The sequence below is a fragment of the Pseudomonas sp. SJZ131 genome (genome assembly GCF_007828705.1).
Taxonomy (GTDB): domain Bacteria; phylum Pseudomonadota; class Gammaproteobacteria; order Pseudomonadales; family Pseudomonadaceae; genus Aquipseudomonas; species Aquipseudomonas prosekii.
On record NZ_VIVC01000005.1, the window covers coordinates 290,875 to 317,337 of the forward strand.

At 60.5% G+C, this 26,463-nt stretch carries 26 protein-coding genes; 10 read left to right on the plus strand and 16 right to left on the minus strand.

Features of this window, described 5'->3' with window-relative positions:
* The first annotated feature begins 18 nt into the window (after positions 1–18).
* From FBY12_RS22275 to FBY12_RS22290, 4 genes are read left to right on the plus strand one after another with little or no spacing between them, the layout of a single operon-like run.
* Positions 19–495, plus strand: coding sequence for a formate dehydrogenase subunit gamma (locus FBY12_RS22275; protein WP_121733251.1), 477 nt, complete (start codon positions 19–21; stop codon positions 493–495).
* Positions 492–2,036, plus strand: a complete 1,545-nt coding sequence (locus FBY12_RS22280; protein ID WP_145255971.1) for an NADH-quinone oxidoreductase subunit NuoF — start codon at positions 492–494, stop codon at positions 2,034–2,036. Before FBY12_RS22275 ends, FBY12_RS22280 begins: the two co-directional genes overlap by 4 nt.
* Positions 2,033–4,915: a formate dehydrogenase subunit alpha gene (gene fdhF, locus FBY12_RS22285; RefSeq protein WP_145255974.1), complete on the plus strand. Its 2,883-nt coding sequence runs from the start codon at positions 2,033–2,035 to the stop codon at positions 4,913–4,915. The genes FBY12_RS22280 and fdhF overlap by 4 nt, the downstream gene beginning before the upstream one ends.
* A complete protein-coding gene (locus FBY12_RS22290; protein ID WP_101207458.1) occupies positions 4,912–5,133 on the plus strand; it encodes a formate dehydrogenase subunit delta in 222 nt (73 codons plus the stop codon). Before fdhF ends, FBY12_RS22290 begins: the two co-directional genes overlap by 4 nt.
* 73 nt (positions 5,134–5,206) lie before the next feature.
* Here FBY12_RS22290 and FBY12_RS22295 read toward each other — a convergent pair whose 3' ends face one another.
* Positions 5,207–5,959, minus strand: coding sequence for a tetratricopeptide repeat protein (locus tag FBY12_RS22295; protein WP_145255977.1), 753 nt, complete (start codon positions 5,957–5,959; stop codon positions 5,207–5,209).
* Positions 5,960–6,161: 202 nt separating this feature from the next.
* On the opposite strand from FBY12_RS22295, the gene FBY12_RS22300 reads away from it, so the two are divergent.
* Positions 6,162–7,427, plus strand: coding sequence for a VWA domain-containing protein (locus FBY12_RS22300; protein ID WP_145255978.1), 1,266 nt, complete (start codon positions 6,162–6,164; stop codon positions 7,425–7,427).
* A gap of 71 nt (positions 7,428–7,498) precedes the next feature.
* On the opposite strand, the gene FBY12_RS22305 is transcribed toward FBY12_RS22300, so the two are convergent.
* The 15 genes from FBY12_RS22305 to FBY12_RS22375 form a co-directional block, all read right to left on the minus strand.
* On the minus strand, positions 7,499–8,077 hold the full coding sequence (locus FBY12_RS22305; RefSeq protein ID WP_121733257.1) for a TerD family protein: 579 nt from the start codon (positions 8,075–8,077) through the stop codon (positions 7,499–7,501).
* 30 nt (positions 8,078–8,107) lie between these two features.
* Positions 8,108–8,683 (minus strand): TerD family protein, encoded by a 576-nt coding sequence (locus FBY12_RS22310; protein ID WP_092278361.1) that lies wholly within the window; start codon positions 8,681–8,683, stop codon positions 8,108–8,110.
* A 33-nt stretch (positions 8,684–8,716) separates the two neighbouring features.
* Positions 8,717–9,751 carry a TerC/Alx family metal homeostasis membrane protein gene (locus FBY12_RS22315; protein ID WP_092278359.1) on the minus strand — a complete coding sequence of 345 codons (1,035 nt, stop codon included), beginning with the start codon at positions 9,749–9,751 and terminating at the stop codon, positions 8,717–8,719.
* 12 nt (positions 9,752–9,763) lie between these two features.
* Entirely contained in the window at positions 9,764–10,213 is a 450-nt protein-coding gene (locus FBY12_RS22320) for a tellurite resistance TerB family protein (RefSeq protein ID WP_092278357.1), read from the minus strand.
* A 47-nt stretch (positions 10,214–10,260) separates the two neighbouring features.
* Complete coding sequence (locus tag FBY12_RS22325) at positions 10,261–11,445, minus strand: TerD family protein (RefSeq protein WP_145255981.1); 1,185 nt, start codon at positions 11,443–11,445, stop codon at positions 10,261–10,263.
* Entirely contained in the window at positions 11,442–12,029 is a 588-nt protein-coding gene (locus FBY12_RS22330) for a TerD family protein (protein ID WP_092278353.1), read from the minus strand. Before FBY12_RS22330 ends, FBY12_RS22325 begins: the two co-directional genes overlap by 4 nt.
* Positions 12,010–12,789: an HAD-IB family hydrolase gene (locus tag FBY12_RS22335; RefSeq protein WP_121733259.1), complete on the minus strand. Its 780-nt coding sequence runs from the start codon at positions 12,787–12,789 to the stop codon at positions 12,010–12,012. The genes FBY12_RS22330 and FBY12_RS22335 overlap by 20 nt, the downstream gene beginning before the upstream one ends.
* Complete coding sequence (locus FBY12_RS22340; RefSeq protein WP_121733260.1) at positions 12,786–13,736, minus strand: HpcH/HpaI aldolase/citrate lyase family protein; 951 nt, start codon at positions 13,734–13,736, stop codon at positions 12,786–12,788. The genes FBY12_RS22335 and FBY12_RS22340 overlap by 4 nt, the downstream gene beginning before the upstream one ends.
* The gene (locus tag FBY12_RS22345; RefSeq protein ID WP_145255984.1) at positions 13,736–14,830 is read right to left on the minus strand and encodes a cysteine protease StiP family protein; all 1,095 of its coding nucleotides are present in this window, start codon (positions 14,828–14,830) and stop codon (positions 13,736–13,738) included. The genes FBY12_RS22340 and FBY12_RS22345 overlap by 1 nt, the downstream gene beginning before the upstream one ends.
* On the minus strand, positions 14,823–15,581 hold the full coding sequence (locus FBY12_RS22350; RefSeq protein WP_145255987.1) for a trehalose phosphatase: 759 nt from the start codon (positions 15,579–15,581) through the stop codon (positions 14,823–14,825). The genes FBY12_RS22345 and FBY12_RS22350 overlap by 8 nt, the downstream gene beginning before the upstream one ends.
* Positions 15,571–16,707: a phosphoribosyltransferase domain-containing protein gene (locus tag FBY12_RS22355; RefSeq protein ID WP_145255989.1), complete on the minus strand. Its 1,137-nt coding sequence runs from the start codon at positions 16,705–16,707 to the stop codon at positions 15,571–15,573. Before FBY12_RS22355 ends, FBY12_RS22350 begins: the two co-directional genes overlap by 11 nt.
* A gap of 68 nt (positions 16,708–16,775) precedes the next feature.
* A complete protein-coding gene (locus FBY12_RS22360; protein WP_145255994.1) occupies positions 16,776–17,915 on the minus strand; it encodes a trypsin-like peptidase domain-containing protein in 1,140 nt (379 codons plus the stop codon).
* A gap of 124 nt (positions 17,916–18,039) precedes the next feature.
* Positions 18,040–19,038: an ATP-grasp domain-containing protein gene (locus FBY12_RS22365; RefSeq protein WP_145255997.1), complete on the minus strand. Its 999-nt coding sequence runs from the start codon at positions 19,036–19,038 to the stop codon at positions 18,040–18,042.
* Between the two features lie 111 nt (positions 19,039–19,149).
* Positions 19,150–20,541: an ATP-binding protein gene (locus FBY12_RS22370; protein WP_145256000.1), complete on the minus strand. Its 1,392-nt coding sequence runs from the start codon at positions 20,539–20,541 to the stop codon at positions 19,150–19,152.
* Complete coding sequence (locus tag FBY12_RS22375; protein WP_121733267.1) at positions 20,538–21,248, minus strand: response regulator; 711 nt, start codon at positions 21,246–21,248, stop codon at positions 20,538–20,540. Before FBY12_RS22375 ends, FBY12_RS22370 begins: the two co-directional genes overlap by 4 nt.
* Before the next feature lie 166 nt (positions 21,249–21,414).
* Here FBY12_RS22375 and FBY12_RS22380 point away from each other — a divergent pair, with 166 nt between their 5' ends.
* The 5 genes from FBY12_RS22380 (at position 21,415) to FBY12_RS22400 (ending at position 26,299) form a co-directional block, all read left to right on the plus strand.
* Positions 21,415–22,206 (plus strand): VacJ family lipoprotein, encoded by a 792-nt coding sequence (locus FBY12_RS22380; RefSeq protein ID WP_145256003.1) that lies wholly within the window; start codon positions 21,415–21,417, stop codon positions 22,204–22,206.
* A complete protein-coding gene (locus FBY12_RS22385; protein WP_121733269.1) occupies positions 22,196–22,459 on the plus strand; it encodes a hypothetical protein in 264 nt (87 codons plus the stop codon). The genes FBY12_RS22380 and FBY12_RS22385 overlap by 11 nt, the downstream gene beginning before the upstream one ends.
* A gap of 84 nt (positions 22,460–22,543) precedes the next feature.
* Entirely contained in the window at positions 22,544–24,445 is a 1,902-nt protein-coding gene (locus FBY12_RS22390) for an alkaline phosphatase D family protein (RefSeq protein ID WP_145256005.1), read from the plus strand.
* 116 nt (positions 24,446–24,561) lie between these two features.
* Complete coding sequence (locus tag FBY12_RS22395; RefSeq protein ID WP_145256007.1) at positions 24,562–25,146, plus strand: DedA family protein; 585 nt, start codon at positions 24,562–24,564, stop codon at positions 25,144–25,146.
* Between the two features lie 139 nt (positions 25,147–25,285).
* On the plus strand, positions 25,286–26,299 hold the full coding sequence (locus FBY12_RS22400) for a sensor domain-containing diguanylate cyclase (protein WP_145256010.1): 1,014 nt from the start codon (positions 25,286–25,288) through the stop codon (positions 26,297–26,299).
* The last annotated feature ends 164 nt before the right edge of the window (positions 26,300–26,463 follow it).

Below are 26,463 nucleotides of genomic sequence, written 5' to 3' on the forward strand. Positions count from 1 at the left end.
GACCGTGAGGAATGCTGTATGCCTGATGAGATGTTGAACCTGCCGATGGTCAACAACCTGCTGGAGCGCCACAAAGGCTCCCCCGGCGCGCTATTGCCGATCCTGCATGATATTCAGGCGGGTCTCGGCTACATCCCCGATGCCGCGATCCCCGAAATTGCCCACGCGCTGAACCAGAGCCAGGCCGAGATCCGTGGCGTGATCAGCTTTTACCATGACTTTCGCACCGCGCCGCCAGCCCGGCACATTCTGCGTTTGTGCCGCGCCGAATCGTGCAAAAGTCGCGGCGCCGAGCAACTTGCCGCGCAGTTGCGCGAACGTCTGCAACTGGACGATCACGGCAGCAGCGCCGACGGCAGCATCAGTTTGCGTCCGGTCTATTGCCTCGGCGCGTGTGCCTGTTCGCCGGCGCTGGAGCTCGATGGTCAGGTGCACGCGCGGCTGAATGCCGAGCGCCTCGATGCGCTGCTCGACACTTGCCGGGAGGACGTATGAACCTCTACTTGCCGAGTGATTCGCTGGCCCGCGCGGTGGGCGCCGATGCCGTGGCGTCAGCGCTGGCCAAGCAGCCTGGGGATAACCCTCTGCAACGCACCAGCTCCCGTGGACTGTATTGGCTGGAACCGCTGCTGGAAGTGGACACGGCGCAAGGCCGGATCGGTTTTGGTCCGCTGAGCGCTGCCGACGTGCCTTCCGTGCTCGCTGCGCTGAACGGCAGCCCCGCCGCGCATCCACTGGCGTTGGGCTTGGTCGAAGAGCTGCCTTATCTGAAATCGCAACAACGCCTGTTGTTCGCCCGCGCCGGAATCACCCGGCCGCTGTCGCTGGACGATTACCGCGAGCACGGTGGTTTCGAAGGTTTGAAAAGAGCCGTCGCCATCGGTGGCGAACTGACCGCGACCGAGGTTTTCGACTCAGGCCTGCGTGGCCGTGGCGGTGCAGCCTTCCCCGCCGGGATCAAATGGCGCACGGTGCGCACGACCGAAGCAGCGCAGAAATACATTGTGTGCAACGCCGACGAAGGCGATTCCGGCACCTTCGCCGACCGCATGTTGATGGAGGGCGACCCGTTCCTGCTGATCGAAGGCATGGCGATTGCCGGCATCACCGTCGGCGCCAGCTACGGCTACATCTATGTGCGCTCGGAATATCCCCAAGCCGTCGCGACGTTGCGCGAAGCGCTGGAGATTGCTCGGGCCAACGGTTACCTCGGCGCCAATGTCGGAGGCAGCGGTCAGGCGTTTGATATGGAAGTGCGCGTCGGCGCCGGCGCTTACATCTGCGGTGAAGAAACCGCGCTGCTGGATTCGTTGGAAGGCAAACGCGGCGTGGTCCGCGCCAAGCCACCGATCCCGGCGCTGAAGGGTTTGTTCGGTTTGCCGACGCTGGTGCACAACGTGCTGACCCTGGCCTCGGTGCCGCTGATTCTGGCGAAAGGCGCGCACTTTTATCGCGATTACGGCATGGGTCGTTCGCTAGGGACGATGCCTTTTCAACTGGCCGGCAACATCCGCCACGGCGGTCTGGTGGAACGGGCGTTTGGCCTGACCTTGCGCGAATTGGTCGACGATTACGGCGGCGGCACCGCCAGTGGCCGACCGCTGAAAGCCGCGCAAGTCGGCGGGCCGCTCGGCGCGTGGGTGCCGCCGGCGCAGTTCGACACGCCGCTGGATTACGAAGCGTTCGCCGGCATCGGCGCGATGCTCGGCCACGGTGGCGTGGTGGTTGCGGACGACACGCTGGACATGGCGCACATGGCGCGCTTTGCCCTGCAGTTCTGCGCCGAGGAATCGTGTGGCAAATGCACGCCGTGCCGCATCGGTTCGACCCGTGGCGTCGAGGTCATCGACCGAATGCTCGCCGCGCCGGACCAGAGCGCTCGCGATACCCAGGCGCTGATCCTCAAGGACCTGTGCGACACGATGCAATACGGTTCGTTGTGTGCGTTGGGCGGCATGGCCCCGTTCCCGGTGGTCAGCGCCCTCAAGTACTTCCCCGCCGACTTCGGTCTGCAGCCCTCGGAGGCCGACCAATGATCACTTTCTTCGACCCGAAAACCGACATTGACCTCGGCACGCCTGCGCGCGATAGCCAAGTGCAGGTCACGCTGAACATCGATGGGCGCAGCATCAGCGTGCCCGAAGGCACTTCGGTAATGCGCGCTGCGGCGTTGCTCGGCACGACCATTCCAAAACTGTGCGCCACCGACAGCCTCGAAGCCTTCGGCTCGTGCCGCATGTGCCTGGTGGAAATCGACGGTATGCGCGGTTATCCGGCGTCGTGCACCACGCCGGTCAGCGAAGGCATGAGCGTGCACACGCAGACGCCAAAACTGGCGACGCTGCGGCGCAACGTCATGGAGTTGTACATCTCCGATCACCCGCTGGATTGCCTGACCTGCTCGGCCAATGGCAACTGCGAGTTACAAACCGTCGCCGGTCAAGTCGGCCTGCGCGAGGTGCGTTACGGCTACGAGGGCGACAACCATCTGGCCGACGTCAAGGACACGTCCAACCCGTATTTCGACTACGACCCGAGCAAATGCATCGTCTGCAACCGCTGCGTGCGCGCCTGCGAAGAAACCCAGGGCACGTTCGCCCTGACCATCACCGGACGCGGGTTTGAATCGAGGATCGCGGCGGCCGGTGGCGAGAATTTCCTCGACTCCGAATGCGTGTCCTGCGGCGCGTGCGTGCAAGCCTGCCCGACCGCGACGCTGATGGAAAAAAGCGTGGTCGAACTCGGCCAACCCGAACACAGCGTGATCACCACGTGCGCCTATTGCGGCGTTGGCTGCTCGTTCCGCGCCGAGATGAAGGGCGACCAACTGGTGCGCATGGTTCCGGACAAAAATGGTCAGGCCAACCACGGCCATTCCTGCGTCAAGGGCCGGTTCGCCTGGGGTTACGCGACGCACCCGGACCGCATCACCAAACCGATGATCCGCCGGCACATCAGCGACCCGTGGCAGGAAGTCAGTTGGGACGAAGCGGTGACCTACGCCGCCAGCGAATTCCGCCGGTTGCAGCAAACCTACGGCCGCGACTCGATTGGTGGCATCACCTCCAGCCGTTGCACCAACGAAGAAACCTATCTGGTGCAAAAACTGGTGCGCGCCGCGTTCGGCAATAACAACGTCGACACCTGCGCGCGGGTTTGCCACTCGCCGACCGGTTATGGCTTGAAACAAACCTTGGGCGAGTCCGCCGGCACGCAGAGTTTCGATTCGGTGATGAAGGCCGACGTGATTCTGGTGATGGGCGCCAACCCGAGCGACGCGCATCCGGTATTCGCTTCGCAGCTCAAACGCCGTTTGCGTGAAGGCGCGCGGCTGATCGTTATCGACCCACGACGCATTGATCTGGTGGATTCGGTGCACGCGCGCGCCGAGTTGCACTTGGCCCTGCGCCCCGGCACCAACGTCGCCATGCTCAATGCTTTGGCGCACGTCATCGTCACCGAAGGTTTGCTCGATCAGACGTTTATCGACGCCCGTTGCGAGGGCAGCGATTTCGCCCGTTGGAGCGAACAGGTCAGCCGCGCCGATAATTCTCCGGAAGTGCTCGGCGAGATCTGCGGCGTCGCCCCGGCCGATATCCGCGCCGCCGCCCGTCTGTACGCGAGCGCCGGTAATGCGGCGATCTATTACGGCTTGGGTGTGACTGAACACAGCCAGGGCAGCACGGCGGTGATGGGCATCGCCAACCTCGCGATGGCCACCGGCAACATTGGTCGCGAAGGCGTCGGCGTCAATCCATTGCGTGGGCAAAACAACGTTCAGGGCTCGTGCGACATGGGCTCGTTCCCGCACGAGTTGCCCGGCTACCGGCATATTTCCAACGAAGTGGTGCGCACGCAATTCGAACAAGCGTGGAACGTGACGCTGCAGCCGGATCCGGGTCTGCGCATTCCGAACATGTTCGAAGCAGCGTTGGGCGGCAGTTTCAAGGGTTTGTATTGCCAGGGCGAAGACATTGCCCAGAGCGACCCGAATACCCAACACGTGACGGCGGCGCTGTCGGCCATGGAATGCGTGGTGGTGCAGGATATTTTCCTCAACGAAACCGCGAAGTTCGCCCATGTGTTTCTGCCGGGCAGCTCTTTTCTGGAAAAGGACGGCACGTTCACCAACGCCGAACGGCGCATTTCGCGGGTGCGCAAGGTCATGGAACCGCTGGGCGGCAAGGCTGACTGGGAAGGCACGGTGGCGCTGGCCAACGCGCTGGGTTACCCGATGAACTACCGGCATCCGTCAGAAATCATGGATGAAATCGCCAGCCTGACGCCGACCTTCACCAACGTCAGCTACGCCGAACTCGACCGCCACGGCAGCCTGCAATGGCCGTGCAACGCGGCGGCGCCGGACGGCACGCCGACCATGCACATCGAGCAGTTCGTGCGTGGCAAGGGGCGTTTCATGCTCACCGGTTATGTGCCGACCGAGGAAAAGGTCAACAACCGTTATCCGCTGCTGCTGACCACCGGACGCATCCTCAGCCAATACAACGTCGGCGCACAAACCCGGCGCACCGAGAACGTCGCGTGGCACGACGAGGATCGCCTGGAAATCCACCCGACCGACGCCGAGAGCCGTGGCATCAACGAAGGCGATTGGGTCGGCATCGGCAGCCGTGCCGGGCAAACGGTGTTGCGCGCGCGAGTCACCGAGCGCGTGGCACCGGGCGTGGTGTACACGACGTTCCACTTCCCTGAATCGGGGGCCAACGTGATCACCACCGACAATTCGGATTGGGCGACCAACTGCCCGGAATACAAGGTCACGGCCGTGGAAGTGAGCCGCGTCTACCACCCTTCCGAGTGGCAAAAACGCTATCAGGCGTTCAGCGACAATCAGCAACGCCTGCTCGATGAACGCCGGCAGGCCCGTGGCGCGAAAGCGGAGGTGCGCCGATGAGCACGGACAATTTGATCAAGATGGTCAACCAGATCGCCCAGTATTTTGCCGGTCAGCCGGATCACGCTGAAGCCGTGCTCGGGGTGCGTAATCATCTGCAGATGTTCTGGACGCCCGGCATGCGCAAGGAGTTGCTGGCCTGGCAGACCGAACATCATGGGGAAAATCTGCACCCACTGGCGCAGGAAGCGGTCAGTGGGGCGGGCTGGGAGGCGTAGCTTTTTGCGTGGAAACAGCCCCGAATGTTTCGGAGCATTTTTCTAGCTGCAGCTTTTTAACTAGAGCTTTTAACTACAGCTCGACCCGGTGATAAACGCCGTCGGCGCCGACGTTGTGGCCAAAACCGCACCACTCGCCGGCCGTGCGTTTGACCGTGAGCTGCTCTTTCTGGATGTCGAAATCGTAAGCGCAGTCGCCATCGTCGTCGGCGCTCATGGCGTAATGCGCCTTGCCGTTATTGATCTCGACCAGTGCCGAGAACTCGCCGATGTTTGGCCCGGAATACATGGCCATCAGGCCGGCGTAATAACCTTGGAAGTCGATCTTGTAGCGCTTGCCTTGTGGCGCGATGGTCATGCTGTTCCACAACGAAGCTCCAGCGTATTGCCAATACTGGCCTTCGGTTTGAGCCGGCAACTTGGCCAGCGCGTTGTTTACCTGAGCGCTGATCTTGCCGAGGTTGAAGATCGACTTTTTATCGTCGGGCAAGATGCTCAACCATGCCCGCGCCTTGAGGTAGTTGCCCTCGTGGATGTAAGTCAGCGCGACGTTGTTATAAGCGGTGGCGAGTTGCTCTTCGTCGAGCTGGCAACTCTCCGACCAACCGGCCTGCTGCTCGTACTGCGCCCGCGCCTTGGCGTATTGCTTGAGTTTGTAGAACTTGCCGCCCTCGGCGGAATACGCGCTGATCTTCTGGCAATTGTCGGCCACCTCTTCCTCGGTCACTTCTGCGTGAGCAACTAGCGGCGTGAGCAGCAGCAGCAGGAAGATCGCTTCGATTGTTATCAAGCGACGCAATGAAGGATAAAAGCGCTGAATGTTCATATAACGGTTCCCTGTTTGAACGGCGATTGGCCACGCGGTGCGCAGGTTAGCGCGGCGGCGCGGGCGAAACAATCAGCGCCGCTGATCCATTTGGTCCGGGCAAATGACGGGTTGCTCGCGCATAATCGGCTGCACTTTCATGCAATCAACGCGACTTCCAATCACGGCCGCTCGCACGGCGCAGTCACTACAGGGACGGAACATGCAAATCAGCCAAGGACAACGCCTGCCTTTGTCCAACCTCATGTCGGGCTCGCAACTTATTCTCTCGATCAACGTTCAGTCGCCGCATGTACTCGACTTTGTGTGCTTCGGCATCGATGCCCAGGGCAAGCTGTCGGATGATCGTTACATGGTGTTTTTCAATCAACCGACGACGCCGTGCAACAGTGTGAGCATGGCCAATGGCGGCGATTTCACGCTGGACTTGGCGAAGTTGCCGGCAAGTATTGATCGACTGGTTTTCACGACTTCAATTGATGGCGCTGGCGCGATGCGCGACATTCAGGCCAGCAGTTTCAGCATCAAGAGCCTGTCGGGCGAAGTGTTGGCGCAATGTCCGTTCTCGGGCGCGACCTTCGCCGACGAGAAAGCCATCATGGTTGTCGAGTTGTACCGTAAATCGGGCGAATGGCGTTTGGCGTCCAACCTGCAAGGCTTTAACGCAGGGCTTGAAGCACTGGTGAAACACTTCGGCGGTGATGTGGCTGATGAACCGGCTGCGCCAACGCCAACGCCGGCACCCGCTGCGGTTACCAGCAGCGTTTCGCTTGAGAAGAAGATTGGCAGCGCCGCGCCGCACTTGATCAGCTTGGCGAAGAAAGCGCAGGTCAGTCTCGAAAAAGCCAAGCTCACCGACGTGAAAGCACGGGTTGGCCTGGTGCTCGATGCGTCTGGCTCGATGAATCAGCAATACGCTTCCGGTCGCGTTCAGGAAGTGGTCAATCGCCTGTTGCCGCTGGCGCTGCACTTCGACGATGACGGCACCCTCGATTGCTGGGCGTTCGGCGCCGAAACATTGCAACTGTCCGCGGTGACACTGGCCAACCACAAAGACTTCATCAACACCGATAGCAAAGGCTGGAAAGACTGGAAGATCGGCGCGCGTTACAACGAAGAACCGAAGGCGATCAGGAAAGTCATCGATTTCTACAAGAATTCCCGCGACACCACGCCGGTGTACATCCTGTTCATCAGCGATGGCGGCGTGTCCGCGAGTGGCGCGATCAAGAAACTGATGATCGAAGCCGCCAAACTGCCGATTTTCTGGCAATTCGTCGGCATCGGCGGACACAACTACGGGATCCTGGAAAAACTCGACACCATGACCGGCCGGGTTGTGGATAACTGTGGTTTCTTCGCCCTCGATGACTTGCACGACATCAGCGAAGAGCAGCTTTACGACAAGCTGATGGAGGAATTCCCGCAGTGGCTGAAGGAGGCGAAGGCTAAAGGGATCATTCTCTGACGCCGCGCCCTCCAGCGCCGAGGCAAAAAAAAGCCCCGCTCGAAAGCGGGGCTTTTTTGCACCCGTGAGGGTTAGCCGATGCTCACACCGTGGGCTTCAGCCAGAGGCTTCAGGCCGCCAGCGAAACCTTGGCCGATCGCCTTGAACTTGAACTCTTCACCGCTGCGATACAGCTCGCCGAAGATCATCGCGGTTTCGGTCGAAGCGTCTTCGCTCAGGTCGAAACGTGCCAGTTCTTTGCCGTCAGCCTTGTTCACAACGCGGATGTAGCCGTTGGAAACCTGGCCGAAGTTCTGCTTGCGTGCATCGGAGTCGTGGATGGTGACAGCGAACACCAACTTCTTCACCAGCGGTGCCAGGGAAGTCAGTTTAACGGTCACTTGTTCGTCGTCGCCTTCGCCGGCACCGGAGCGGTTGTCGCCCATGTGTTCAACGGAGCCGTCAGCGGACTTTTTGTTGTTGTAGAAAATGAAGCTGTTGTCGTCGAGCACTTTGCCGTTTTCGCCAACGATGAAAATCGATGCGTCGAGGTCGAACTCGGTGCCGTCGGTTACACGTGGATCCCAACCCAGACCGACGATGACTTCGGCCAGGCCTGGCGCTTCTTTGGACAGGGAGACGTTGCCGCCTTTGGAAAGACTTACAGCCATTATCAGATTCCTTATTCAGTAAACCGTGGGTTAGAAGTTCATACCGTAGGAGTTGGCGAGGGCTTTCAAGCCACCCGCATAGCCCGAACCAACAGCGCGGAATTTCCACTCGCCATTGTTGCGATACAGCTCGGCGAAGATCATTGCAGTTTCGGTCGAAGCGTCTTCTGCCAGGTCGTAACGCACGATTTCGGCGTTGGTGACTTCATTGACAACACGAATGAAGGAACCGCCAACCTGGCCGAAATTTTGTTTGCGTGCGTCAGCGTCGTGGATGGTGACGGTGAACACGACTTTGTCGATGTCGGCCGGAACGCGGCTCAGATCGATTTTCAGCACTTCGTCATCGCCATCGCCAGCACCGGTGCGGTTGTCACCGGTGTGCTCGATGGAGCCGTCAGCGCTTTTGAGCTGGTTGTAGAAGATGAAGTCGGCGTCGCTACGCACTTTGCCGTTGGCACCCAGCAGGAACGCGCTGGCGTCCAGGTCAAACTCAGTGCCGTCGGTTGCGCGAGGGTCCCAACCCAGGCCGACCAGAATCTTGGTCAGCGTAGGATCGGTCTTCGATAGGGACAGGTTGCCGCCTTTTTGAAGAGTCAGTGCCATGAGTACAACTCCTTTTGGTTAATGCGTTTTCAATTACTGGTTATCGGCCTGCGTCACTTCCTTTTCCGGGAAGATCACGCTAGCGAGAATGCCGATGGCCAGTACCACAACAACGATGATCAGACTGGTGTTCGGATCGATGTTGTAGCCGTGGTGGAAGATGTGGTCGGTTGCGTTCAAGCCGAGTTTTACGGCGATGAAGAACAGCAGCGCGATAACAGCCTTTTCCAGGTGCACAAGGTAACGTTTCAGCGCTTCGAGTACAAAGTACATGGTCCGCAGGCCAAGAATCGCGAAGAGCATGGCCGAGAACACGATCAACGGCTCGCGGCTGACGGCGATAACGGCCGGCACGGAGTCGAAGGCGAACAGCACGTCGGACACTTCCATGACCACCAGGCACAGGAACAATGGCGTCGCGAACAGACCACCCTTGGCCGCCAGGGACATGCCCTGGTTTTCCGGTTTACTCAGTTCGCCTTCCAGCGTCTTGCGACGCACGAAGAACGAATGGCCGTGCAGTTTCGGCCACACCGGGAACAGCTTCTTGGCGAAGCGGTACGCCATGTGCGTCGAGTAATCCTCTTCCTCTTCGTCGTCACCGCCGCCCTTGAGCATCATGACCGCTGTCCACGCCACGATCAGGGCGAAGACCACTTCGACCCACGGGCCAAGCGCCAGCAAACCGGTGCCGATAGCCACGAAGATCAAGCGGAAAACGATGGCGCCGATGATGCCCCAGTACAGGACGCGGTGGCGCAGGCCATTGGGGATTTTGAACCAGGCGAAAATCGCCATGAACACGAACAGGTTGTCCACGCTCAAGACTTTTTCCAGCGCATAACCGGTGATGAACAGAGTAGCGACGTCCGGACCGTGTTCGTAGTACAGGAAACCTGCAAAGCCGAACGAGATCAGAATCCAGAAAATCGACCACGCCGACGCTTTGGCGAGGCTGATCGGCTGGTCACCGCGGTGGGTGAACATGTCGAGGATCATCGCGCCGAGCGCCAGCGCCACGAATACAGCGATGGTCAGCGGGGGGAAACCCAGGTGAGTAACTTCCACAGTGTGCGTTCCTTAGAGTTCAAAGTCTGCCGGGGGTAAGCCCAGCTCAAGGCAAATGAGGCGGCAGACGGCCTTTTCCTTGTCATCGAAATTGCCATCCGAGGCGCCGATGGCGCAGGCAACACGAACGAGCAGGCGACCAGCGCCATCCTTGCCCTTAATTTTGCTGATAACTTTCAGAGCTTCGGCCTGGCCGATCTGGAAGTCGAATTCGAACTTGCCGCAAGCGTCGTTGAACACCTTGATGACGTCGGTCAGGTTGAACACTTTCAGTTCTGGCGAGTTGTTGATGAACCCAGTCATCTTCATCTTTTCAGCCGAGCTCACTTCACCATCCGCTGCCGCAACCATCGCGCAGCTGTTGGCTACCGCTTCCATGAACTCCTTGTTCTTGAACTTGCCCACTTCGGTGGACAGTTTCTCGCGGGCCAGCGCCGCGTTTGTTTTCAACCATGACAACATGTCGTTCACCTCTAGGGCGGACCGGATCGGCCCGCCGTTTCAAATAATTACTTGGAACCCGCCGCCCAGCGCATGCCCCAACCGTAAGCCTTGTCCATGACCGAATGACCTTTGTGGAAATCGATCCGTCGACTGACTTTTACGCCACCCGCCTCGTTTTCCAACAGCGCGATGGCACACATGCCGAGGCGCCCGCCTTCTTCGTTCAAGCGAACTTCGATCGGCGGCTGGCCCGGAACATATATTGTTACCACGCCATCGGTCTCGCGCCAGTTCGGGGCGCCTTCATAAATAAAGGCAAACACCAGCACTCGGCGGACTTCACTCCAGTGACGACCGTTGATGTGCAGCCACTCGCCATCGCTGACCGCGCCGGTGCGGTCGTCGCCCTTCAATTGAATGTACGGCGCGTAATCCAGCTCGCCGAAACAGTTGCCCAACGCCTGGACCACGCCTTTGGTGCCGTCCTGCAACTCGTAAAGGCAACCGACGTCGAGGTCAATCGAGGTGTTGCGCGAGAAGAACCCGCCGCCCTTGCCTTTGTTCCAGTTGAGGTTGACCTTGATTTCGCCGAAGCCTGCAGCGGTTTTCTCCAGGCTGATCGAAGAGCGAGTCTTGTCGAGGGTGATTTTGCTCAGGCTGACCGACGATTTCACGGCAGCCGGTGCGGCAGGTGTCGCCACTGGCGCAGGCGCAGCGACCGGGGCCGGAGCAGGAGCAGGAGCCGGCGCGGCGACTTCGACGCCGAAGTGCTTGGCCAACGGCTCGAGGCCACCGGCAAAACCCTGGGCGACGCAGCGGAATTTCCACTCACCCTGACGACGGTAGAATTCGCCGAGAATCAGCGCGGTTTCTTTCATGCCGCTGGTAGGAATTTGCGCGTCGATACCGCCAGTGACGCTCAGCGCCAATTGCGATACACGGTCAAAACTGGCTTTGTTTTCGTAGATGGTCGCGGTCAGCGCCACTTTTTCAACCACCGCGTCCAGACGCGACAGGTCCAGCGTGAACACGGCGCGACCGGCAGACGACTCGGTCATCTGCACGGTTCCGCCCAGCACGTTGGTCTGGCCGTAGAAGCACATGTCGGTGTCGCCACGGACTTTGCCCGCGGCGTTGAGGACGAAGGCAGATACGTCGATATCAGCGCCCGGGATCGCCGAGTAATTGATCTCGACCCGTACCTGGCCGGTGGCTACCGGCGCGTTGCCGCCAGGAACCAGAGTCGTCATGCACGCACCGCCTGAACGGCCAGATTGACCAGATCGTCAGCGGTACGGCCGTTGGTCACCTGGCCAATGGCCTTGAAGTCCCAGCCGCCGTTGCCACGCACCAGGCTGGCCATGACCACGCCAGTGTGGCGACCTTTTTCGGAGAGGTTGAAGCGCGCCAGTTCAGTCTTGTTGCTCGCGTTCAGAATGCGGCAGTAAGCGTTGGCGATCTTCTCGAAGTTCTGGCCAGTGAAGCTGTTGACGGTGAACACCAGCGAAGTGACGGTGGCCGGCAGGCGCTGCAGGTCAACGGTGATAGTTTCATCGTCGCCATCGCCTTCGCCGGTACGGTTGTCGCCGGAGTGCTGGATCGAGCCATCACGGGAGGTCAGTTGACGGAACCACACCAAATCCACAGGCTTGAGGTCGGCATCAAACAGAATGCACGAAGCATCGAGGTCGACTTCACCACTGTTACCCATCAAACGGCCCATGAACCCGGCTTTCTCCGGATCCCAGCCGAGGCCAAGCGTGATCGCCGTGAGGCCACCGCCAGCGGTTTTTTCCAGGGAGATTGATTGGTTTTTAGTCAGAGTTAGGGCCATCGGTACGCTCCTTGTTGGTCGTCAATTGCTGGGGTTTTTCGTTGCTGTCCGCCGCCGCGCGAGGGGTCAACGGCGCATTGCCGGTGGATCTCGTCACAGCTTTGGTTAACCGAAAGCGTCCACGACGCCATGCGGGATGGAAATGTCGGTAATGCGCGTCTTGCGCGGCGGCCAGCAGTTCGTGGTCACCTCGGGTGTCGCCCCAGGCGCGCAAACGGTATTGCGTGAGATCGCCGTAAACCGCTTCAAGACGCAGCACTTTGGCTTCGCAGCGGCAGTTGTCGCCGGAAATGCGCCCGGTCAGGCGTCCATCGACGACTTCCAGTTCAGTGGCAATCAGTTTGATATTGAGGCGATCGGCAAATGGTTTGAGCACCAGTGCCGGCGAGGCCGAACACAGCGTGACCTCGCTGCCGGCCTGGCGTTCTTCGGCCACGGAGGTCAGACCGGCCGGACGCATCAGGCGCGTCCAGTGCTGGCCGCAGAATTCGGCAGCCTTGTGCCGCACCCACTCTTCCTTGGTGTCGGTCAGGAACGCGGCGATCAGCCGGGCCTTGAGTTCATCGCGCGACAAACGTCGCGTCAGGTAGCGCACGCCCGGCCCCGCAAGGCGCGGCAAGCGCTTGGCAAATTCGACTTTGCCAAAAGCAAATTTCAAGAATGGGACAAAGCTGTCATGCCGAGTCAATGTGCCATCGAAGTCGAAGACTGACAGTACCTTGGCCCCGGCAGGGCCCATTTCTAGCATTTCCTGGGTCATCGGCCCGCCTCCGCCAGACGAATGGATTGATCGGTTTGGCTCGGCTCCGCTTGCTTGACGCCGTGCCATTTGGCCCGTTCAAGGATATTGGTCGCCCATTTGTAGTGAGTTGCTGGTTCGCACATCGTGTCATTGTGATTGAAGACCGCGGGCGCGACTTCATTCAGCATTAATTTGGCACAATTTAAATCTTCGAGACTCACGCGCAAGCTGTCCTGAATCGTGCTGATCTGGCTCGGATGAATCGCCGTTTTGCCGACCAGACCATGGGCAATATCGAGGTCCAATTCTTCCATCAGCAGGTGCGGCGTCGCCAAGCGCTCAAACACTGGCGCAGTCAGCGAAAAGCCCTGCGAGCCCATGACCCCGGCCAGCATCTGGATCACGTAACCCATCGGCGTGCTGTACAGCGTGGTCGCCGGATTGCGGCGCAGGCCCAGGCAACCGAGCAAGTCATTGCCGCCGATGCGCAGCGCAATAATGCGCGAATCTAGGTTCTGCTTGAGTGCCGCGCCCAGTTCGACCATCGCCACCGGGTTGAACACCTCGCGGGTTTCCAGGGTCGGCATCAGGAAAATATCGGGGTTGGTCACCGCCAGTTCCCACGAACGCAGGTTGGACATGCTCAGCTTCGGCAGGACAAAACCGTCGACATGCACCATTAACGGCCAGTCGTTGAGCACCGCAGCCATCTGCGAGTCGCGCGGGCGCACAAACAACATCGGGCCGTCTTCGGTGCGGCCGCCCTGCTGATCGATGGACAGCAGCAACTTATGCAGGTTGCCCAGCGCGGTCTCGACGTCGATTTCGGCGACCGCGTCTTCCAGGCACACGACCATCGAGCGCAGTTCCGGGAGTTTTTTGTGCAGGACCACGTCGAGGATGTCCTCGCGGGTTGCCGGCATGTAGAGCGTGGCGCCGAGTGCGTAGGGCGAAAGTGTTTTCATCAGCTCAAACTCCGGATGACGGTCACTGCACGGTAGGGGCCCAATGCCGCGCCCATCTCTTCAACGGTGACGTTGGCCCGTTCGGTCAGGTGCATCAGCAACTGAACGTCCGGGTCGTTGCGATCGCGCACCAGAACATGATCCGGCACCCGGCGCAGCACCGCCCGTGTAGCTTCGGCAATGCCCGGCTTCACTCGGTTCAAATTGCTGATACCCCACTGGGCGGCAATTGCATCGATGACGCTCAGCGCCGAGGCTTGCAGCTCGCTGCGCTGCGCGTCGGTCCACGGCGCGGCGGCCGCAACCGGTACCTGCGCCTGACGCACGGCCTCAATCTGCTCGATGAAATCGCGCGTGACATCGTGTTCGTGCAAGTGATCGTAGACCACGCAACCGTGCAGGCCACCGTTGGCCGGCCAGATCGAGCGTGAAACCAGCCCCGACACGGTCGCGCCGAGAATCCCCGACGGAATCACCCAATCTTCTGCGGAAGCCGCCAGCCAGGCGCGCCCGCACGGGTCGGCGAGCACCACAAGGCGTGGCTGCTCGGGGAAACGCTCGTCGCCCTTGAGGCTGCGCTGGATTTCGCCGGAGATGGCGCCCTTGCCGGTCCAGCCGTCGACGAACACGATGTTTTCCGCGCCGTGGGCCTGAATCACCGCTTCGAGGGCAACCATGTCGATGCCGCGATCACGCACGATGCTGATGCCGTAATGGTGCGCGTCGCGCCCCAGATCCAGCAGCGCCCGGCGCAGCAACACGCCCAGCGGCAACCCGGCCCGCACGAACGACACCAGCGCAATCGACGGCCCGCTATAAGCCTGATCCAGCGCCAGCGCCAACGCCTGAACATCACGCGCCATCCGCGCCGCGTTCTGCGACATCGCGCGCTGATAAAGGCTTTTATGCACCTCGGTTGGCGCCGATTCCAGGCTGATCATTTCCGAATAATGCTTCTGCTGCGTCTGGATCAGGCGCTCTTTCTCTTCAACGTCCGTCACTTCGATTTCGACGGGTTGCAGCAGAAAGTGCACGTCGTCCGGCGCGTAACTGCCACTGCCTACGGTGGTCAGATGGGCAAAGGCATTAACCATTAATCATTGTCTCCACGACTTTGGCCAACTGGCTGTTGGCCGGTGTCGCCCAGAAATTGCATTCGCTCATGAAACCGAGGTCGGTGACGCTGTCGCCAAAGCCGAGCACCGGGCGCTCGCCGTTGCTGATGCGATCACGGCGCAGCAGCTCCTGGACCGCCAGGCGCTTGGACAAACCATTCGGCAGGAACGCGAGATTGTTGCCGTTGCCGTGGATATGCATGTCATCCAGCAAGCCACGGGACTGCACTTCGGCGAGGACTTTGTGCAACACGCTGTCGTCGGATTCGTTGTGTTTGGTGACCACATAATTCAACAGGCCCTGCTCTTCCACGACCCAGCCGCGCAGGGAAAAACCCATCTCTTCGCCAATCGCCAGTGTCGCTGCGCTCAACGCCGGAAGACGTGTTTGATACGCGGCCAAGGCCTCAGTCATCTGTCCGTGCCAATCACGATCCAGCGAACCGTCGGCCTGCAAAATCACCCCGCCGTGGGAGCAAACGGCGCCTGCGGTGAACGGTAATTGCACGCGGCTGTAGGCTTCGACGCTGCGCGCGGTGACCGGCACCACATCCGCCGAGACCAGCAGCCATTCGACAAAACTCTTCTGCACCGCGCTCATGTAGCCATTCGGCTGACCGTCGACGTCCAGCGTCGCGGTGTGGCGTTCGGCGCCTTGCGGCATCTTGCGCGCGGTCTGGAACAAGGTGTCATCGAGATCGATGAGTATCAGGGGACGCTTATTGCTCATCGACAATTACCTCTGCGTTCAGCGCATCTATCAGCGATTGTGCAACCGCTTGCGCCGGCGTTTCGGTGCAGATCAACACTCGGTCGAACTGCCCTGGACGCACGTTGTAAAGAAAATTCGGAATACCCAAACCGTAGTTGTCGGAGAACGACAACGCGTGCCCGATCTCATGGCCCAAGGCAATCGGCGAACGGCTGGTGGAACTGAAATGCACGTCAGCCCCCGCTCGTTCAAGCCGTTCGGCCAGCAGAAACGGGCGCCAGACAAACTCGCTGGTGCCGATGACCATCACCCGCTCGCCGGGTTTGACCTGCATATCCGGGGCCAACGTGTCTTCGACGTGGCGCACACCCAGACGTCCCCAGTCCTTACGCGGATCCAGCGGCCATTCGCCCACCGCCACTGCGCCGACATCCGGCATTTCCGGCAGCGGCGCCTCTACATCCTCGTGAAACCGATAAGCGCCCTGCAGCATCGACACCTGAGTTGCCGTTTCGCCGAGCAGATTACGCACGGCGCCACGGGACCAGTCGGTGAGCACGCAGGTGACGACCCGCTCAATCTTGCTCAAACCGGCATCGATCAGCGCACGGTGCAAATTGATGAACGTCTTGCCGGTCGAGGCTTCATCGTCAACCAGCACCAGCGAGCGCGCGGTCAGCATCATTTCCCGGATTGCCAAGTCAGTCGGCTGATGAATCAAGTGCGCACTGGCGTGACTGTGCTCTTCTTCGAAACGGGTAAACAACTCGGTTCCGACCGGATGCCGGGTGCTGACCATATAAATGGTATCGGGACGTGTCTTGGCGAAGGCGCGATGCACGCCGGCACCGAGGCCGACGGCCGTTTCGGCCATGCCGATCACCAGCACCGGGCCGGGCAAGTCGGCGGGGATCTTCGCCGCGAGGCTTTCGTAGCTGGCCTGCATCACCGATGGGCGCACCGGAATGTGCCGGCCCAGCACGCGCGAGACAAACAGAAACGCACGCTTGGGGTTGCGGCGTTCGGCGAACCCGAACAACGAATGGGGTTCGATCACCGATTCATCGACGTCGACTTCCATCAACCCGCGTTTGAGCTGGGCGCTGAGTCGGGTGGTCGAGGTTTTTTCTACTGCGGATTCCATGTGCAACATTCCTAAAAGAGGCGAGTAGTGAACTGACAACCCTTCACTAGTGGTAAAGCAGGTTGCCTCTACGGATTTCGGGCTTCGATCCGCCAGAGTGACGATTGCGCTTCACGCGCCATTTCGGCGTTCGAGATTACTCGAATGGTTGGAGATTTGGGTGGCGAGACGTGGCAGGCATCGAGAAACGCCAATAACAACCCGGCTTTCACCGCGAAGTTCATGTTTTGCGCGTCCGGCAGCGACGACGTGACCATGCCGATGACCGCGCCGCTGGAATCGAACAGTGGACTGCCACTGGACCCCGGCTGAATGGCCGCGGTGAACTGCAGCAGGCTGGCATCATTGTGCAAACCGAACAACCCCGACACCCCGCCCTGCGTCACGTGCACACCGCCGCCGGCCAGCCCTGCCATCGGAAAACCCAGAGCGATTACCGGCTCGCCCAGCGCACAACCGACGGCGTCCTTGAACACCACAGGCGTCAGCGGCGGACAATCCTGAATGCGCAGCAACGCCATGTCGTTGCGCTGATCGACCACCACCACTTCCGCGCGGTAACGGCCGGAGAACGAGGCAATGTGCAATTCCTGCATGTCTTCGATGACATGCGCGCAGGTCATCACGTGGCCCGGCGAGACGACAAATCCGGTGCCCGAGGCGGCGGTGCGGTTTCGAGGTGAATCACCGGAATAGGGCCGGCGCGTGGGATGCGCGTCATCAATCGTGATGCCCATCCGCCGGCCCATGGCAGCCAGGCCGTAAGCCGAACCTTCGGCCAGCGCGCGGAATTTCCACTGATCGTTGCGGCTGTAGAACTCGCCAATAACGATGGCCGACTCGCCATTGCTTTGCAGATCCAGCGACAGTTCGACTTGATTGTCGACTTGCAGACGCAAGTCTTTCAGATCGCTGACCGGCCCGGCGGCGGCAAAGGTATAAACCACCACCAGCAAGCGCTCGCTGCCACCCGGCAGCTTCGACAAATCCAGCGAACAGCCAATGGACGACGGCGTGCCGCTCCATTCCATCCATTGTTGAGTGACTTGAAACAACGCCGGATCACCGGTCGGCAGACGTTTCTCGGTGACCGGCAGCAACGCGACAGCTGCGTATTCGCCGAAGGCAGTCGCGTTGCTGCACTCCAGCGTCCATGCACATTTAACGCCCGAAATCGCTGCGTTCGCTCCAGGCGTTAGCGCCTTCATCCTGTCCTTCCTTGATCGATGGCGGGCAATTATGCCAAGACAGCAGCAATCATTCACTGGCTAAGCATTAACTGAGAAAGCATTTAACTGAGAAAGCATTAACTCTATAAGTGGCTTTGTAATATCAGGAAGGCGCAACCACGGCAACAGTGATGGGCTTGACCCGAACGTTGTCGACCCACTGGCTCGCGGGTTCGGCGAAACCGAGCCGACGAGCGGCGAAAATCCCCGCCAGGTTTATCCCGGTAGCCCGCGTGTAACCAATGCCGCCGGAGTATCGCGGGTTGATTTCCAACAGGTGCGGGATGCCATCCTGATCGTCGCGGGTCTGCACGTTGACCAAGCCGTCGCACTTGAAATGCGCGGCTGCTTTGAGCGCAAGTTGCACCGCCGCCGAGTCGCGCTCGAAGGTCTGGTGATAACCCTTCTTGCGGCGACCAACAAACGCAACCGCTTTGCCCGCTTCGCAAACCATGTCCACCGAGCATTCGGCGCCGGACAGATAAGGCATGACCAACATCGGCGCCGGTTCTACACCGCACTTGTAAATGCTCAGGTAAGTGGCGAAATCGATTTCCCGCGCGTCGGGGTTTTCCAGGCAACGGAACGGATCGACATCAGCCTTGAACCGCCAGAAACCTTGCCCGTAAATGCCCACCACCGGTTTGATGCACACCTCGCCTTGCGCGGCCAGCAACTCATAAGCGGCGGCCAATTGCTCGGCGTTGTTGACGGTCACCGCAGGAATGCACGGCAATCCAGCGCGCTCGGCCTCGGCGGTGAAACGGCTCTTGTCATCGACGTTTTCGAAGGTGTCGATGGACAGGCCACCAGTCACCAATTGCAAACCGGCCGCCACGAAACGCTCACGCGCCGCTTCGTAGACGCTGCCGTTGTGTCCGGCGACGATCACCTTGATCCCGTGCTCAAGCGCGGTGGCAATCACCCATTCAATGCGTTCTTCGCTGTCCAGCGGCTCTTGAAAACTGACATCGGCCTGGCCGGTGATTTCCGGACGATCCCGACGATGCGAAGCAAAAATCTTCACGTCTGCCGGCAGTGCTTCGCGCGCGCCGATGAGAATATCGCGCTGGCTGGATTGACCTTCGAGAAACCAGATCACGTTGACGCTCCTCAATGAATTTCGACCGTATTCGCCACAACTGCCGAGCAAGCAAATGCCGACCGCAGCTAAATTTCCCGTCACGATAACGGACAAAACACAAAAGGCTACTTAATTCCCCTGCGGCCCCGGCCCGGCGGGATAAATCGGCAGCACCACCAATGCCTTCAACCCACCTTTCGGCCGGTTGCGCAGGGTCAACTCGCCACCGTGCTCCAGCACAATCGCCCGCGCCGCTGACAATCCCAGACCGACGCCGCCAGTGCTTTTGTTGCGCGAACCTTCCAGTCGAAAGAACGGCACGAACACCTGCTCCAGACTGGCCTCGGCGATCCCCGGGCCTCGGTCGAGAATGGTGATCCGCACTTCTTCAGCGCTTTGCATCAGCTCGATCGATGGCTCGCTGGCGTACTTGATCGCGTTGTCGAGCAAGTTGGTCAGCACTCGTTTCAGCCCCAGCGGTCGACCGAAATACACCAGCCGCGCCGGACCGCTGAAGCCGATGTCGAGGCGCTGATCGCGGTAATCGTCGAGCAAGGTGTGCAGCAGTTCCGCCAGATCAAATTGGGTGGCGGGCTCCAGCCGCGCATCGTCGCGAAAGAACTCCAGCGCCGAATTGATCATTGCCTGCATCTCATCGACATCGCGAAACAGGCGTTGCTGCTGCTCACGGTCCTCTATGAACTCGCCACGCAAGCGCATGCGCGTCAGCGGCGCGCGCAGGTCGTGGGAAATCGCCGCGAGCATTTGCGTGCGGTCGCGAATGAAGTGCTGCAACTGCGCCTGCATCGCGTTGAAAGCGAGGATCGCCTGACGGATTTCATGCGGGCCGAGCGGCTCGATTGGCGGTGCGCGGAAGTCCACACCAAAGCGTCGCGCGCCTTCGGCAAAACGCTGCAGCGGCGTGGCGAGACGCCGGGTGGCGATCAGCGCGACCAGCGCGGTGGAGATCAGCACCAGCAGGATGACAATAAGGTAACGCGGTGTTTCATCGAGGCCCCAACTGCGCGACGGCGGCGAAAACATCAGCCACGAACTGTCCGGCAGTTCGATCAGTAACGCGTAGCGCGCGTCGGCGCGGTTCTGGATGTCGGCGTCCGCCCAGTCGCTCGGTTCGTAGGCTTCGATGCGGCGGCTGGGAAATTGCAGCAGCGGTTGCAGGATCGTCGAGCCGAGGTCCGAAATCGGGTCTTCCGCCGCCGGCAGATTGAGCTCGCGCCGATCCTTGTGCCAACTGACATGGAAGCCGTTCTCGCTGGCCGCTTGCGCCAATTGGTTGCGCAGCGGTGCCGGCGCCGCTTCGATCACCCGAGCAATCGCGGCGGCTTTTTCCAGCAAGCCGATTTCGGTCAGCGACGGCCGCGCCCAAACCCCGGCCACTTGGATAAACAGCGCATTCAGCGCCAGCGAAATCAGCATCGCGAGGATGATCGTCAGGGCGATCCAGCGCGCCACGGTGTCTTGCGGCCAGCCTTTTGCGCTGACCCGCTTCAGCCAGTTCATCGCCGCGTCACGCTGGGCGTGAACAGGTAACCGCCGTTGCGCACCGTGCGAATCATTGCCGGGCGTTTGGTGTCGGATTCGAGTTTGCGCCGCAGCCGGCTGACCTGAACGTCGATGCTGCGATCAAACGCCTCGTGGCTGTGCCCGCGCGCCAGATCGAGCAATTGCTCGCGCGTGAGGATGCGTTGCGGGTGTTCGACAAATACCAACAGCAAATCAAACTCGCCGGCCGACAGCGGAATCATCACGTTGTCCGGCGAGCGCAATTCCCGGCGCGTGACGTCGAGGTGCCAATCGGCGAAATCGATCAGCGGTCGCGGACGTTCCTGCAATACCGGCCGGCGCTCGTCGACGCGGCGCAGCACGGCTCGCACGCGGGCCAGCAGTTCGCGAGCGTCGAAGGGCTTGGTCAGGTAATCGTCGGCGCCGAGTTCCAGGCCGACCACGCGGTCGCTGAGTTCGCCCATGGCGGTGAGCATGATGATCGGGAAGCTGTGGCGAATTCGCAGTTGCTGGCAGAGGATCAGCCCGCTGTCGCCCGGCAACATCACGTCGAGAATGATCAGGTCCGGCGCCTGCCGTTCGATCGCCGGCCACAGCGACGCGCCGTCGGTGGCGACCTCGACGCGATAGCCGTGCTGCACGAAGAATTTTTTCAGCAGATCGAGGACCTCAAGGTCATCGTCGACGATTAAAAGGCTGTTCACCGCAGGTCACTTGGCTGGCCGAATGGAAGCGCCATCTAAAACCATTCATGGCAGCGCGTCATATATTTCAATTGTGAAATAAAGCGTCAGGGCGGCAATAAACCGGACATCTTTGCGCAAGGCTCGGGGCTCAGGATCGCCGCTAATTCCTCCCGAGACTTGCCCCATGTTGCCTTTGAAGCGTGCTCCCTGGTTTGTCCGCACCACCTCGATTGCCGTGCTCGCCGCCGGTCTGGCCGGTTGCAGCACAACGCCACCGGCAGAACCCGATGTCAGTTGCGCTGAAATCGGTTATTCGGTGTACGACCCGGCCGAACCGCTCAACCGTGGGGTCTTCGCGTTCAACCGGGTGGTCGACGATTACGCGCTGGCGCCGGTGGCTCGCGGCTACCGTTACTTGCCGGATTTTTTCCAGACCGGCGTGCATAACTTCGTGGAAAACTTCGGCGAACCGAAAGTCTTCATCAATGATTTGCTGCAAGGCAACCCGCTGCGCTCGGTCAACACGCTCGGGCGCTTTGTGCTCAACACCACGGTGGGCGTGGTCGGTCTGATCGACGTTTCGGGCAAGGTGGGCATCCCGCGCCACGACGCCGATTTCGGCCAGACTTTCGGCGTGTGGGGCATCGGCAACGGCCCGATCATCGAACTGCCGCTGCTCGGCACTTCCAACAGTCGCGACGCTGCGGGCCGGGTGCTGAGCTTTGTGGTCGACCCGTTTGGCGACAACAGCGACACCGTCGACACGCTGTCGACGATCAATACCGTTGGCGGCATCGTCGACGGTCGCGCGCAAGCCTTGCCGCTCACCGACAGCCTGCAACAACTGCCGGATTATTACAGCGCGTTACGCAACGTCGTCGCCGAGCGCCGCGCCGCTTACGTAATCGACGGCAAACAAGGTTCGCCCAACGCCACTAAAACCGCATGCAAAGGAGCACCCGCCGATGGTTTCTGAACGCACTGGCCTGGTCCTGCACCAACGCCTCAGCCGCCCCGACGCCGCCAACCTGCACTGCCGCGAAATCACCCTGCGCCTGTCCGACGACTGCCGGCAACTGGTGCTCAGCCGCTACACCGAACACTACGGCCCGGCGCTGGTGCGCTGGATCGAGCGCAGCCACACGGTGTCGGTGAGCGATGTGTTTCGCTGGTTGGTGGCCAATGGCGACGCCGAAGTGATGCGCGCGGACAACCAATCGCGGCCATAACCTGAGGACCGGCGGCGATTGCAATTCATTGACATCCGCTGCGCTATTATCCGGCGCTTCTCCGTAGCCAGAACCCGGACGTCCATGTCTTCGCCACTGCCAATGCCCGCTGCCGATCAATCATTGCCACCCGTGCTCGCCGGCCCCTTATTGCGGCGCCTGGAGCCGTCGCGGCTGGTGCTGTGGCTGGTGGGCTCGCGTGCGTTGACGCTGACCTTGCGCCTGCAAGGTGTCGGCGATATCGAGTTGGGCGACGAGCACTGCACGCTGATCCCGGTTGGCACGCAGGCGTTTGTGCATTTGATTGATGTGCGGCTGGACAGCGCCCTGCCCTGCGACACGTTGATCGAGTACGACCTGTTGATCGATGGCGTTGGCATCGCCGAGTGGGCGCCGCACTTGTTGTACGGCGAAGCGCGATGCGCGAATTTTGTCCTGCGCGCGCGGATCGACCAGATCCTTCACGGCTCCTGCCGCAAACCGCATCACCCGGCGGCGGATGGTTTGCTGTGTGTTGATCGCCTGTTGGCGGCGCCGCATGAACCGAGCGAGCGCCCGGCGCTGTTGATGATGAGCGGCGATCAGGTCTACGCCGACGACGTTGCCGGGCCGACTTTGCGGGCGATTCACGCGTTGATCAAACGCCTGGGTTTGTTCGACGAATACCTCGACGGTGCCGTGGTCAGCGACAGCGCCGCGCTCTACGAACATGTCGCCAGTTATTACCATCGTGCGGATTTGTTACCGGCGCTTGAGAGCAACGAGACATTGCGTGAGCGATTTTTCGGCGGATCGCGTAAGCCGATTTTCACCAGCAGCAGCGCCGACAATCATCTGGTGACGTTCGCCGAAGTCATGGCCATGTATTTGCTGGTGTGGTCGCCGACGGCATGGACGCTGATCGACCCGAAACCGCCGACGCTGACGCCTGAACGAGGCAAGCGTTATGCGCTGGAGCAAACGCGCATCGACGCCTTCAAATCCGGTCTGGGCAACGTCGGCCGGGCGCTGGCGCACTTGCCGAGCCTGATGATTTTCGACGATCACGATGTCACCGATGACTGGAATCTTTCTGCGCAATGGGAGGAAACGGCCTACGGCCATCCGTTCTCCAAACGCATCATCGGAAACGCGCTGCTGGCTTACATGGTGTGTCAGGGCTGGGGCAATAACCCGGATGTGTTCGGCGAAATACTGACGAAAACCCGGCAGTTGAGCGCCACCCAGCGCTACCTCGACAGCCCGCTGCAAGACGCCTTGATCGATGATTTGCTGAGTTTTCAGAACTGGCATTACGTGCTGCCGACCTCGCCGGCGCTGGTGGTGCTCGACACCCGCACCCGCCGCTGGCGCAGCGAGATGACCCTCAAGCAACCGTCGGGTTTGCTCGACTGGGAGGCCTTGAGCGAGTTGCAGCAGGAATTGCTCGATCACCCGTCGGCGATCATCGTTTCACCGGCACCGATCTTCGGCGTCAAGCTGATCGAAGCCGTGCAACGGGTATTCAGTTGGTGCGGTTTTCCGCTGTTGGTCGACGCGGAAAACTGGATGGCGCATCGCGGCGCAGCGCAGGTGATCCTGAACATTTTTCGCCACTCGCGCACGCCGGGTAACTACGTGGTGCTGTCAGGCGACGTGCACTATTCCTTCGTCTACGAGGTACTTATCCGACACCGCAAGGGCGGTCCGCGGATTTGGCAGATCACCAGCAGCGGGATCAAAAACGAATTCCCGCCAGCGCTGCTGGAATGGTTCGACCGCCTCAACCGCTGGCTCTATTCACCGCGCTCGCCGCTGAACTGGTTTACCAAACGCCGACTGATGCGCATCGTCCCGCATACGCCGGAGCATGCCGAGGCCGGTGAGCGGTTGTGGAACTCGGCAGGCATTGGTCAGGTGCTGTTCAACGAAAAGGGCCAACCACGCGAGATCTATCAGCACAACGCCGACGGTTCGCCGCGCACGCGCATGGTTGCGCCTGAGTAATTGCCGATCCGCGCGTTCGAAACTTGAACTGAGCGATAGCGCCGACATCAGAGCATTCATTAACGCCACTGAACCCGACAGTGGAATTTGATTGCCCGTACACCAAGGATTCGGCTTTGTTTGAACACATAGATTTCAACTACCTGCTCAGCACATATGGTTACTGGGCGGTGTTTTTCGGTTGTTTGCTGGAAGGCGAAACCATCCTGATTCTGGCCGGCATGGCCGCGCATCAACACTTGCTGCAACTGTGGCCGGTGATTGCCTGGGCCGGCCTCGGCGGCATGCTCGGCGATCAACTGCTGTACTGGGCCGGCCGGCGTTTCGGCGCGCGGCTGATGCCACGGCTGAAACGCAAACAGGCAAGCATCGACCGCGTGACCGAGCTGATCAAACGCTACCCGTCGATCTCGGTGTTCGCTGTGCGGTTTTTGTATGGCATGCGCTTGATCGGCCCGGTAGTCATCGGCGCCAGCGGTCTCTCGCCGCTGCGCTTTGCACTGCTCAATGCGCTGGGCGCGGCGGTCTGGGCGACCGTCTTCGCCAGCGCCGGCTACTTTGCCGGCGAAGCGCTTGAGACGCTGCTGGGCAATCTGAAACCTTATCGCTTGCCGATTGCGCTCGGGGTTCTGGCGCTGGCGGTAGTGATTGGGCTGGTTCGGCATTGGCGGGCGAAGCGCAAGGCTGGACGGGTTGCGTGAGCACAGTTGAATAAGCACAGTTGAGTAAGCACAGCTCGTCTCTTCATATGTCGCCAACCCACTAGCCGCGCCAAGCTGCCTTGGACTAATCTGCTCGACGGGCGGGGCACATTGGTTCAGGGCGGCAAGGAGAGTGGAGATGGGCGAAGCATCGAATCTCGAAGCGTTGAAGTTCAATCTGTCGGACTTCAACGAAGGCATGCTGCACGCGATTATGGAACTGATCAGCGACGGTATCTGGGACTGGAACGCCAACACCGGTTTCGTTTACCGCAATCCCGGCTGGTACGAGATGCTCGGTTATTCGCCGCACTCGCTGGAGAACACCGTGCTGACCTGGGAGTCGGTGATACATCCCGACGATTATTCGCGGGTCATGGCAGCGTTCGATGCCTATCTCGCTCAGCGCGCTGGCGGTTATCAGGCGGAATATCGTTGCCGCAAGCAGGATGGTTCGTACATCTGGATCGAAGACCGCGGCTTCATTCTGGCGCGCAATGCCGATGGTTCGGTGGCGCGGATGATCGGCGCGCACCGCAGCATTGAAGACAAAAAACGCCTGCTCGAAGAACTGGAGCGGCGCAATCACTCGCTCGAAGCACTGGTCGAAGAGCGCACCCGGGAGCTGTCTCGCGTCAATCAACAGCTGCAAACCCAGCTCGAAGAAAACCGCAAACTCGCCGAAACCGATGCCCTGACGGCAATTGCCAACCGCTATCGCCTGGAGAAAGCCCTGCCCCAGGAATGCGACCGTGCCCAGCGCTTCCGCCAACCGCTGGCGCTGATCGCCATGGACATCGACGATTTCAAGATCATCAACGACCACTATGGCCACGCGCTCGGCGATGCGGCGTTGGTGCAAGTGGTCGAGTGCCTGAAAAAACAGCTGCGCGACGGCGACTTGCTGGCGCGTTGGGGCGGCGACGAATTCATCATGATTCTGCCCAACACGGCACTGGCCGACGCTCGCGCACTCGCCGAGCAAGTCCGCCATGGCCTGACCGACCTGCCGCCGGTGGGCGACTTTCAGGTGACCATGAGTTTCGGCGTGGTCCAGCGTTTTGACGAGGAGCAGCAAACCGGGCTGCTGGCGCGGGCGGATCAGGCGCTGTATCGCTCGAAAGTCATGGGCAAAAATGTGATTTCGGCGTGACTGGCAGGAGTGAGGCTGTGCCCACAGGTTGCAGATGACCGCAGTTTTTGCCCCGCTCGCCCGTTGGGTCGTGACAACGCCGCGCCGGTCCAATAGATTAGGCGGCCGGAAAAGGCCTGGCGCTTTTTCGCCTCAATTCAAGTTAAAAGAAGTAGTGAAATTTC